Origin of the sequence: Mycobacterium persicum (assembly GCF_002086915.1) — a bacterium.
GTDB classification, from domain to species: domain Bacteria; phylum Actinomycetota; class Actinomycetes; order Mycobacteriales; family Mycobacteriaceae; genus Mycobacterium; species Mycobacterium persicum.
In genome coordinates this window covers 1501104-1512233 of record NZ_MWQA01000001.1, presented here as the reverse complement: position 1 = coordinate 1512233, position 11130 = coordinate 1501104, and the positions used below count along the sequence as shown (strand labels likewise).

At 66.2% G+C, this 11130-nt stretch carries 9 protein-coding genes; all 9 read right to left on the bottom strand.

Going from position 1 to position 11130, the window contains the following annotated elements; translation table 11 throughout:
- On the bottom strand, nucleotides 1-1907 hold a 1907-nt coding region (locus B4U45_RS06710), incomplete at its 3' end, for an FHA domain-containing protein (RefSeq protein ID WP_219859568.1).
- A 120-nt stretch (nucleotides 1908-2027) separates the two neighbouring features.
- The gene (locus B4U45_RS06705; RefSeq protein ID WP_075548688.1) at nucleotides 2028-3818 is read right to left on the bottom strand and encodes a serine/threonine-protein kinase; all 1791 of its coding nucleotides are present in this window, start codon (nucleotides 3816-3818) and stop codon (nucleotides 2028-2030) included.
- 375 nt (nucleotides 3819-4193) lie between these two features.
- The gene (embR, locus tag B4U45_RS06700; protein ID WP_075548689.1) at nucleotides 4194-5354 is read right to left on the bottom strand and encodes an ATPase/transcriptional regulator EmbR; all 1161 of its coding nucleotides are present in this window, start codon (nucleotides 5352-5354) and stop codon (nucleotides 4194-4196) included.
- A 264-nt stretch (nucleotides 5355-5618) separates the two neighbouring features.
- Complete coding sequence (locus B4U45_RS06695; RefSeq protein ID WP_075548690.1) at nucleotides 5619-6314, bottom strand: C39 family peptidase; 696 nt, start codon at nucleotides 6312-6314, stop codon at nucleotides 5619-5621.
- Between the two features lie 204 nt (nucleotides 6315-6518).
- Complete coding sequence (locus B4U45_RS06690) at nucleotides 6519-7232, bottom strand: C39 family peptidase (protein ID WP_075548691.1); 714 nt, start codon at nucleotides 7230-7232, stop codon at nucleotides 6519-6521.
- 132 nt (nucleotides 7233-7364) lie between these two features.
- A complete protein-coding gene (locus tag B4U45_RS06685) occupies nucleotides 7365-7757 on the bottom strand; it encodes a DUF4189 domain-containing protein (protein WP_089025194.1) in 393 nt (130 codons plus the stop codon).
- A gap of 68 nt (nucleotides 7758-7825) precedes the next feature.
- The gene (locus tag B4U45_RS06680) at nucleotides 7826-8560 is read right to left on the bottom strand and encodes an LppX_LprAFG lipoprotein (RefSeq protein ID WP_075548711.1); all 735 of its coding nucleotides are present in this window, start codon (nucleotides 8558-8560) and stop codon (nucleotides 7826-7828) included.
- Between the two features lie 171 nt (nucleotides 8561-8731).
- A complete protein-coding gene (locus B4U45_RS06675) occupies nucleotides 8732-9067 on the bottom strand; it encodes a DUF732 domain-containing protein (RefSeq protein WP_075548692.1) in 336 nt (111 codons plus the stop codon).
- A 129-nt stretch (nucleotides 9068-9196) separates the two neighbouring features.
- Entirely contained in the window at nucleotides 9197-11128 is a 1932-nt protein-coding gene (locus tag B4U45_RS06670) for an ABC transporter ATP-binding protein (RefSeq protein ID WP_075548693.1), read from the bottom strand.
- Nucleotides 11129-11130: the final 2 nt, after the last annotated feature.

Below are 11130 nucleotides of genomic sequence, written 5' to 3'. Positions count from 1 at the left end.
CCCAGGAATCCGAGGATGAGTCCTTGGATGGTGGTGAGTGCGGTCAGGACGACGAGTTTGGAGGCTAGGTAGGCGCTGGTGGATAGGCCGATGCCGTGTTCGCGGCGGTAGATGGCTTGTTCTTTGACGATTTCGCGGATGGAGGCTGCGCAGCCCATCAGGGCGCCGCCGATGATCAGCAGTACCAGCAGTTGGGAGGGTTGGGTGGAGCGTTCTTCGATGGCTTTGGCCAGGGAGAGTCCGGCGTTGCCGGGCACGGCGTGGGCGAACAGGCTCAGCAGCAGCGGCAGGGCCAGCAGGAACACCGAGTATTGGCGGTCGGCGGCGATGACGGCCAGGTAGCGTCGGCACAAGATGGCGAATTGGGCCAGGGCGCTTTGTTGGGCCAGGGCTTTGGTGGTGGGCGCTGGTGGGGGTGGGCCGGGTGTGGGGGCCGGGTGGGCGGTGACGGCGGCGTGTAGCGGTGAGGCGTAGAAGCGGGCGGTCCAGTCGGTGGTGGTGTCGCGTTCGAGCAGGGTGAACAGGTCGGCGAAGTCGGTGCAGTGGAAGTAGCTCAGGGCTTGTTGGGGTGGGCCGAAGTAGGCCAGCCGGCCCCCGGGGGCCAAGATCAGTAGCCGGTCGCACATGTTGAGGTGGGCGATGTTGTGGGTGACCACCACCACCGAGCGGCCGTCGTCGGCCAGCGAGCGCAGGGTCTGCATGACCGATTTCTCGTAGCCGGGGTCGAGCCCGGAGGTGGGTTCGTCTAAAAACAGCAGCGAGGGTTTGGTCAGCAGTTCCAGTGCGACGCTGGTGCGTTTGCGTTGCCCGCCCGACAGACTGTCGATGCGCTGATCGGCCTGGGTGGACAGGCCCAGTTCGGTCAGCACTTCCTGGATGCGTTGGTTGCGTTCGGCGGCCGACACGTCGTGGGGAAACCGCAGCCGCGCAGCGTAATTGAGCGCGCGGCGGACCGTCAGCGGGGTGTGCAGGATGTCGTCTTGGGGCACGAACCCGATCCGGTGGCGCAGTTCGGCGTAGTTGTCGTAGAGGTCGCGGTCGTCGTAGCGCACGCTGCCGCTGGTGGCCGGGCGGAACCCGGTCAGCGCGCCCAGCAGCGTGGATTTCCCGGCCCCGCTGGGCCCCACCACCGCCAACAGGCTGCGCTGGGGCAGGGCGAAGCTGACATCGGCCAACAACACCTTGGACTTCTTGGAGCCCTTGTTGGTGACCACCCGCAGGTTGGCCGCCTCATAGGAAATGTCGCCGGTGTCAACGTATTCCACCAGCCGATCCCCGGACAGCTGCAACAGCTGATGACCGATGCCGACGATGTCGCTGGGCCCCAGCAGCGTCCGGTTGATCCGGGTGCCGTTGACGTAGGTGCCGTTGGCGCTGTTGTTATCGACCAGCTCCCACTGACCGCCCGAACGGCGCAGCATCGCATGACGGCGCGAGACCAGCAGATCATTGAGCACCACATCGTTGTCGGGGCCACGCCCGATCGTCACCACCAACTGATCAATGGCATGCACCGCCGTCGGCGCCCGGGCCACCGTCGTCTGGCCCACCACCGCCGCCGGCTGCGCCGCCGCGGCGGGCTGCCCGCCCGGCGCCAACTGCACCAACTCACCCGAGGACGCCGACCCCAACATCACCGACACCGGCCCCGCGATCGCCACCCGCTCGACCCGCGCACCCTCGACAAACATCCCATTGCTGCTGTGGTTGACCAAAACCCAGCCCCCCGGGCCCGGCTGCAACACCGCATGATCTCGCGACACCCGCGGATTATCCAACCGCACATCAGCCTCAGCCGACCGACCAATCGTCCACACCCGATTCGGCGTGGCATGCCAGACCCGCCCACCAGCACGCAACTCCAACCGGGGCACCTCCATCACAACCGCCTCGGCCCTACCCTCCATACCAAGCCTCCGACACCTCCGGTCGCACGGTTTCGCCTATCCCGCGCATCGTGCTCATCGCCGCCCTGCGTGCCAATCTTGTTGTGCTGCTTGAGCTTCAGCGGCTGCGGACGGTCCGGATCAGCCGTACTTCGCCCACCACGTGTGCAGTTCGTCGATGGTGGCCGGATCGCCGAAGACGTCGCTGAGCATCAGCTTTTCCTCGTTGGTCCAGATCACGTTCGGGTGGTTCTTGTAGGTGCCACATGCGATCATGCCGGCGGTCACGTTCGGCGTCCGGTCGTAATGCCAGCCGTCGGGCGACGGTCCTTCCCCGGGGCAGTTCATCAGATCCACCGCGGCGATGTCGTCGTCGAAGGCCTTCTTGAGCGCGTCAAGAGTCGGGAACAGTCCGTAGATGGCGCGGCTGGGGCCGCCCTGGTTGGTGTTCTGCCCGCAGTTGTACATGGCAGTCGCTCCGGTCCAAACGCTGTCCGGCTTGGGACTGGTCGGTGTGCAGGTGCCGCTGGCGTAACCGGACGGCAGATAACTCATCAGCCTGCTTTGTGGGTCTCCGGCCGGGGTGGTTGTCGTTGGGGAACTCGGGGTCGTCGGCTTGGTGGTGGGGACGGAGGTCGTGGTGTCCGCCTTCGGGGTGGAGTCCGGTCGGGTCGCCAACCAGATCCCGACGGCGGCGACGACGAGAACGACCACCAGTGCGGCGGCACCGCCGGCCACGATCGGCCACGGGTTGCGCTTGCGCGGTGCGGGCTGATTCCAGGGTGCCGGGCCGCCGGGCTGTTGTGGTGGCGTGCCTGGTGGCGTGCCTCCCCAGCCGCCGCCTTGGTAGTACTGCGGGACCGGCGCGGACTGGCCGGCGGCCGGAATGGGACCGCTCGCCGGTGCCCACGCGGGCTGCCCGGTCGGGCTCGGCTGTGGCAACGGCCCCGAACCGGCCGGTTCCGGGTACTGCGGCGCCGGTGGCGGGGTAGCAGCAGCCATCGTCGGCGGCTGGGGCGCAAAAGGCGCAAAAGCGGTGCCCGGCAAGGTCGCTTCCTGGCTGCGGCGCACGATGTCGGCCGCGTGGTCTTGATCGGGGTCGCTGAGGGCATCGTGGGCGGCCCGGGCGAAATCGCCGGCGCTGGCGTAGCGGTCCTCGGGCCTTTTGGCCATGCCACGCGCGATCACCGCATCCAAACCCTTGGGTATCCCCGAGCGCGCGGCGCTGGCCTGCGGCACCGGATCCATCAGGTGCGCGGTGACCAACGTGGACGCGCTGTCGGCGCGATAGGGCGGGGAGCCGGTCAAACATTCGTACAGCACGCACGCCAACGCGTAGATGTCGGCGCGGTAGGTGACTTCGTCGTTGGAAAACCGTTCGGGCGCCATGTATTTCCAGGTGCCCACCGCGGTGCCCAATTGGGTGAGCTTTTCGTCGGTGGTGGCGCTGGCGATGCCGAAGTCGACCAGGTAGGCGAAGTCGTCGCGGGTCACTAGCACGTTGGGAGGTTTGACGTCGCGGTGCATTACCCCGGCGGCGTGGGCGGCGTCGAGAGCGGAGGCGACCTGGCTGATGATGGCCACCGCCCGCGGCGGGGTCAGCGGACCGAAACGTTTGAGCAAGGTGTCCAGGTCGGTGCCCTCGATCAGGCGCATCTCCAGGTACATCTGACCGTCGATCTCGCCGTAGTCGTGGATGGGCACCACATGGGGTTCCTGCAACCGACCGGCGGTGCGGGCTTCGCGCTTCATCCGCTCGCGAAACACCGGGTCCTTACTGAACTCCGCGGTCATCAGCTTGACCGCGCACGGCCACTCCTTGACGGTGTTCTCGGCTTCGTAGACCTCGCCCATACCGCCGCGGCCCAGCAGCCGCTTGAGGTGGTAAGGGCCGAACATCGACCCCACACGCGAGTCTGGCGCCTCGCCCATCGCTGATCCTCCCTCGACCCAACCCGAATTCCGCCGACCCTATCAAGTGGGCACAGTTATCGCAGCGAGTGCGACCCGTCGGCCCAGCAACCCGTGACGGTAACCATGACGGTAAGCCCTCGCCAACCCGACCGCATGAAAACGGGGCTTATCCGTCCGCGGGCGACCGGGCCACGGGTGCCCCGTCGATGTTCGGATGAACGCGGTCAGCCACGACGGTCGTCCGGCTATGGCCGCGCGCTAGCCGAGCCCCCAGCCGTGCGGTCACCGCGCGCCGAAAACCCCTGGCGCAGTAAGACACTGAGCCGGGACCCGCCCTGTCCGGCCGGCTCTTTACGGTCAAAGCGGTTGCGGCGCAACCGTGCTGGCGCCATGCTAGCGGTCACGCCGGGCAGCGATTTGAAAGGTGAATTCGTGGTCGCAGATGCGGATGTGATCGCCGTCGTTGAGCGTGGCGGCGCCGCGGATCCGCTGGTGCCCTACGTGCACACCGTTGGACGACCGGAGATCGTTGATGATGTAGTTGGTCCCGGTGTCGATGATGACCGCGTGATGGCGGCTGACCTTCGCGCTGTCGAGCACGATGTCGTTGTCACTGAGACGGCCGATACGGGTCGCCGCGGTGCGAAGCGGGTGGTCGTGCCCGGTGGCGATGTCGTGCAGGCAGGCCACGGCTTGTTGTCCGGTCACCATGGTCCGCTGGTCGAGCAGGGTGACGGTGCCGACGGCGGTGGACTTCGCGTTCATCTTGGCGTCCAACGGTTCCTGGCGCAGGATGCGTTCGTTGAGACCGCGCAGAGTCGGGCCGGGGTCGATGCCGAGATCCTCGGCCAGGGTTGTCTTTACCCGTCGATACGCGCCCAACGCGTCGGATTGCCGATCGGTGAGGTAATAGGCGGTGATCAGCTGGGCCCACAGTGGTTCCCGATACGGGTGTTCGACGGTGAGGGCCTCTAGTTCGGTGATCACCTCAGCGGCGCGGCCACAAGCGATCTCGGCTTCCGCCTTGGCGGTGTGGGCGAGAATCTTGTCCTCCACGAGCGCGGTGGCAAACGCGTCGACGAACTGAAAGTCACGCAGGTCGTCGAGCACGGGCCCACGCCATTCCCGCAGTGCCGCAGCCAAATGCCGGCTGGCTTGGTCGAATTTGCCGGCGGCGGCCGCGTGTACCCCGGCAGCTTTCTCCGCTATGAACCGCCCGAGATCGCAGCTGTTCTCCGGAATGCTGAGCCGGTAGCCCGGGGGTGCCGCGGCCAAAATCGCTCGGGGGTCGACACCGGCGCCGCTGAGCAGCTTGCGCAGGTTGGACACGTAGGAATGAATGCTGGCCCGGGCTCCGGAGGGAGGCCACTCCTCCCAGAGAGCGGTGATCAGCGCGTCGACGCCGACCGGCCGGTTGCGGTTGATCACCAGCATGGCCAGCACCGCCCGCTGCTTAGGGGTGCCGGTCGGTACCAGGTCGCCGTTTATGCTCATCTCCAGCGGTCCCAGCAGACCGAATTCGAGACGTTTGCCCGTCATCGCGTTACCAGCCATCCCGGGTCCTCCGCGGCTTCATCTGCGCCTCATCTGCCTAGTGTCGAGCAACGGTCATCAACGGTCATTCTGGTACGAAGTTCGCCGATCCGGTACGAATCAACGGGCCGGGCAGGTCGATCCCGTCGCGCCGCCGGACCGCAAACGCCCGGCCATTGGTGTCGTCTTAGCGAATCACCTTGTCGCCCTGCGGGACACGCGATCGGCGGCCAGCTCAGCGGACGCGTTGCCCGCGTTGTCTGCCCGCCGTCGCTGTCCCGGTGGTCAGGTGCCGGTGGTGACGACCAGGAAGTCGTGGCTGGTGGCCCATGCCTTGACGAAGGTCTCGATGGGGATCTGTTCGTCGCGGCCTTGCTTGGTGCCGCTGTCGTTGAGGTGCACGATGCCGTTGGCGGTGTCGACTCCGGTGACCACCACCGCGTGGTCGGAGCGCGGGTTGCCGTCACTGTCTTTGCTTTCGATCGGCTGGCCCCAAATCATTTCGGCGTTGAGGCTGACGATGACCTTGTGGCCGCCCCCCAGGTACTGCTCGAGCGCCTCCATGCCCGTGGGGATTCCGGTTTGCGGGGCGTCGTCGGTGTCGGTGACCTTGGCGTCGACGCCGTAGTGCGCCAGCAGGGCCGGCACGTCCCACATGCTGGTGCCCATGCCGGAATTCGGGTTCGACGGGTCAGCGGGCTTGATGTAGATCGAGCCGGGGTGGACGGTGCTGGGTGTCGACTGGGCCACCTTGACGATCGCCTTCTCCGACGGTTCCTTGCCGGTGATCTGACCGATCACGTCGGCGCTCGACATGATGACGTAGTCGTCGTATTTCTGGTAGCGCCACCACTTGGCGGCCGCTACGGGGTCGCCGTACATCGTGCCCGTCGCCGCATCGGCCGGGAGGGCCAGTCCCAGTGCCAGCGCGCCCGCGAAGGTGGCGGCGACGGCGGTCTTGGCGATGGTGGAGATCTTCATCGGTGTTTCCCTTTTCTCGTTCTCTCGTTCCGCGCCCGTCGGATGGCTGCGGAATGGGCGTTGAGAAAAGGTTCCGATGACGGCCTTTTCGCTATCTCTATGAATCCTTGAAGTGATCTACGGGCTATAAAGAGCCGCGAAACACGAGTGGCGGGCAGCCGACCCGACGCTTGGGTGGCTGCCCGCCGGGTGTCGGACCAACGGCTACTTGTGTGTTTCCTGGGTGACGGTCATGAAGTAGTGGCTGGTGGCCCAGGCCTTGACAAAGGTCTCCAGGGGGATCTGCTCGTCGCGACCGTCCGGATTGCCGCTGTCGTTGAGGTGCACGACGCCGTTGGCGGTGTCGACGCCGGTCACCACCACTGCGTGGTCGGCCCGCGGCTGGCCGTCGCTGCCCTTGTTCTCGATCGGCTCGTTCCAGATCATTTCGGCGTTGACGCCGACGATCACCGCGTGGCCGCTGCCCAGGTACTGCTCGAGCGCGTCCATGCCGGTGGCGACGCCGGTCTGGGCGGCGCTGTCCGAGTCGGTGTTGACGCCGTGGACTCCGTAGTGTGCCAGCAGTGTCGGCAGGTCCTCCGGGTTGGTGCCCATGCCCGAGTTCGGGTCGTTCTTGTCGGTCGGCTTGATGTAGATCGAGCCGGGGTGGCTGGTGCTGGGCGTCGACTGGGCCACTTTGATGATGGCCCGCTCCGAGGGCAGCTTGCCTGTGATCTGGCCGATGACGTCGGCGCTGGACATGATGGCGCAGTCGTCGTAGTTCTGGTGGCGCCAGTACTTGGCGGCCGCGGCCGGGTCGCCGAACATGGTGCCGCCGACGGATGCGTCGGCCTGGCTGGCCAAGCCCAGCGACAGGCCGGCCGCGAGCGCGGTGGCGACGGCTGCCTTGGCGACGATGGAGATGTTGACGGTCTTCATGGCCGGGTCCTTTCTCAATTCCGCTCCGGTGGAGGGGCTGTTGAGAAAAGGCTCTGATGGTGGCCTATTCGTTATCTCGTCGAATTCTTGGAGTGACCTGCCGTGGCCGGGGTGTGACCATGCGGTGGCGCGTCAGTTGCAGGCCCACGTGTCGATGTAGCCGCCGTCGAGTTTGCTCAGCGCGTCTTTCATGGCGGCACTGAGGTTGGGGCCCGTGCCGCCCTTGTAGTCGCGGTCTTTCGCGGCGACGGCACCGCAGGCGGTGAACGAGGTGAGCACCTTGCAATCGGAGTAGCCACACGATTTGACCGCGGTGGCTTCGGCGGCCGCCTTGGTGGGGTAGGCCCACGACCGGCCCCACGACCCGTTGCTGGAATAGGCGATAGCCCCGTAGGAATCGGTGGCGCGTGCCACGGTCGCCGCAGTTGCCGACGTTGTTGCGAGGGCCGCGATGGTTGCGATGACAACCGCCAGCCGGGCGACCGTCACGGCGAACCGGCGCCGATGGGGAACCATCATCGTCATTGGTGAATCCTTTCCGAGCGTCGGCGGTCCGGCCGGATCGACATTGCCGTGACGCCATCCGCCAATGGCTAGACCGGTTTGGTAGCGGTGACCTGTTTGCCCCAGTCGGACATTGTCAGCGTCACCGAAGTGTTGGGGGCCGGGACGATCTGGATTTGCACGAGATGTGAGGACCCGTCCGAAGCGGTCCACACGGTGGTGGGCACCGTGGCAACGTCCTCGGTGGTCAACCGTGAGCCGGCCAGCGTCGCGATGTCGTCGGCGCTTGATTTCCCGGTGATCTTGGTGGTGGCGACCCCGTTCACCTGCTGGGAGCCGGCCACCGACGCGTCCTTGAGGTTGGCCAGTACGTTGGCCAAGCCCTTGTCGGGGTCCAGCAGCACCGACACGTTGTAGATCGAGGCGCCGTTGCCGAAGTCGGTGTACGTGCCGGGTTGGCCGAGGTCGGAATAGAGGTGACCGTCGACATAGACGAATTTGACGTCCTGGGTGTCCTTGCCGACGAGCATCGTCGCGCTGCCGGTGGCGACGGTCTGCGGTGTGTTGGATACATCGCCGTCGAGCCTTGTCACCCGCAGATTCGGCACGTCGCCCTGCACGGCGAGGCTGAGGTGCATGCCGGTGACCTTGCGCATCACGTCGGTGGCTTGCTTGAGTAACCTCGCCGCCTCCCCGCTGGTGGCGGTGGCGGTGGCGCTCGACGATTTGGCGCCGGTATCCGAATGTCCGCAGCCGCTGATCGTCAGGGCGACAGCGAGTCCGGTGGCCGCGGCGGCGACAACGCTTCGACGCGCAAGCTTCATCGACATCTCCTTCGTCAGCCCGCAGTTGCTCAAGCCGAACTCCGAGCTTAGTGAGCCCTGGGTTACGGCCGGCCGGTCCGGGTCCACCTATCTCGCCGCGGCTGACTGTCACAGAATGCGCGATGCGGGGATCCCGGTTCTCGGGATCCCCGCATGCTGTGTGGGGGTCGATCAGGTGAGCTGGCTAGCGTACTGCGGGCAGTAGTCCTTGGTTGCGTAGACGACGAAGTAGGCGGCTTGCTTGGAGGTCAGGTTGGTCTGGCTGAGGATTTCACTGGCGATTTGGGATCCGGTTGCTCCGGCCGCCAATTCGGTGCAGACCTGGTGGCCCTCTTGGACCGCCGCCTGCGGTGAGGAGAAGGTAACGCCAACCGACTCCATCTGCGAGATGAATGCCGCGTCAGCTGCGGTGGTGGCCGAGGCGAGGCCGGCGGTGGCGACGGCAAGCCCGACGCCGGCGGCGCCGACGGCGGTGGCCAGGACTGCGGTGAGGCGTGCTGAGAACATTGCTGAGGTCCTTTGCTGAGTGCTGTGGGTTTCCTGCTTGGTGACCTCAGCTTCGGACCGACCTCTTGGCGAATTCTCAATAACTTCTTGATAACTTCCCGGCGCCGATTCGCCCGGGCACCGGCGAGGTTAGGCCTGAGTCATCGCGTAGTAGGCGCCGCGCCGGGCCAGTAGTTCGGCGCGGTTGCCTTGTTCGACGATTTGTCCGTCCTGTACGACCATGATGCGGTCGGCATCGCGAATCGTCGAAAGCCGATGGGCGATAATGAAACTCGTTCTGTCTCGGCGAAGTTCGCACATCGCTTGGGCGATGAGCAGCTCGGTGCGGGTATCGACCGAGCTGGTGGCCTCGTCCAGGATCAGCAGTTGGGGGCGCGCAAGGAACGCACGCGCGATGGTGATCAGCTGCTTCTCGCCGGCGCTGATGTTGCTTCCGTCGCCGCTGATCCGGGTCTGATAGCCGTCCGGAAGGCTACGCACGAAACGGTCGACATGTGCTGCTCTGGCGGCTTCGGTTATCTCGTGGGGGGCGGCGTCCGGCCGGCCGTAGGCGATGTTTTCGGCAATCGTCCCGTCGAACAGCCAGGTGTCTTGCAGCACCATGCCGATCCGTGACCGCAATGCATGCCGGCTCATCGAGGCGATGTCCACGCCGTCGATCAGGATCCGGCCGGAATCGACCTCGTAGAACCGCATCAGCAGGTTCACCAGCGTGGTCTTGCCCGCGCCGGTCGGTCCGACGATCGCCACCGTGCTACCCGGCTCGGCCACCAGCGACACGTCCCGGATCACCGGGTGACCGGGGTGGTAGGCGAAGCTCACGTGTTCGAACTCGACGCGACCGGGCCGGCTCGGAGCAGGAATCGGCGCCCGGACGGCCGACGCCGGCGCCGGCTCCGGCTCCGGCTCCGGCTCCGGCGATTCTTCGGCCTCGTCGAGCAGCTCGAATACCCGCTCGGCGCTGGCCACCCCCGATTGCAGGGTGTTGTACATCCCGGCCACTTGGCTCAGCGGCGTGTTGAACTGGCGGACATATTGAATGAAGGCCTGGACACTGCCCAGCGTGATGCGACCGGTGGCCACCTGCAGGCCACCCGCCACGGCGACGGCGACGTAACCGAGGTTGCCGATGAACGTCGTCGCCGGTCCGACCAGACCGGACAGGAACTGCGCGCCGAAGCTGGCCTGGTAGACGTCGTCGTTGAGCTTGCGGAATTCTTCTCGCGCGGCGGCCTGGTGACCGAAGGTCTTGACCACCGTGAAGCCGCTGTATGTCTCTTCGATGTGGGCGTTGAGGCGCCCGGTGCTGGTCCAATGCGCAACGAACAGTCCTTGCGAACGTCGCGTGATCGCCCGCGTCACCAGCAGCGACAGCGGCACCGTCAGCACCGTGATCAGCGCCAGCAGCGGCGAGATCCACACCATCATGAAGAGCACGCCCAGCACCGTCAGAATGGACGTCACCAGCTGGCTGATCGTCATCGACAGCGACGACTGGACGTTGTCGATGTCGTTGGTGACCCGGCTCAACAGCTCGCCGCGCTGACGTCCGTCGAAGTAGGACAACGGCAGCCGGTGCACCTTGTTCTCGACATCGGACCGCAACGTCGTTATGGTCCGCTGCACCGTCACGTTGAGCAGCCGGGTCTGAGCCCAAATCAAAAGCGAAGCAACCAAATACAGTGCTAGCGCCAGCGCCAGCGTACGTCCCACCGCGCCGAGGTCCACCCCCTGGCCCGGCACCACATTCATCCCCGACAGCAGGTCGGCGAACGCGTTGTCACCGCGGGCCCGGGCCGCCGCGACGGCCTGCGCCTTGGTGATGCCGGCCGGCAGCCGTCGCCCGATCACGCCGTTGAACAACAGGTCGGTGGCGTGGCCCAGGATGCGCGGGACGACCACGCTGATCGCCGTGCCGGTGATACCCAGCGTGATCACCGCAAGGCTGAGCCGGCGTTGCGGCGCGAGCCGTTTCACCAGGCGCGCCGCCGAACCCCAGAAGTCCTGCGACCGCATGGTGGGGGCCGGCGCCGCGCCGCGCGGCCGCTGGTTCATTGTCATGG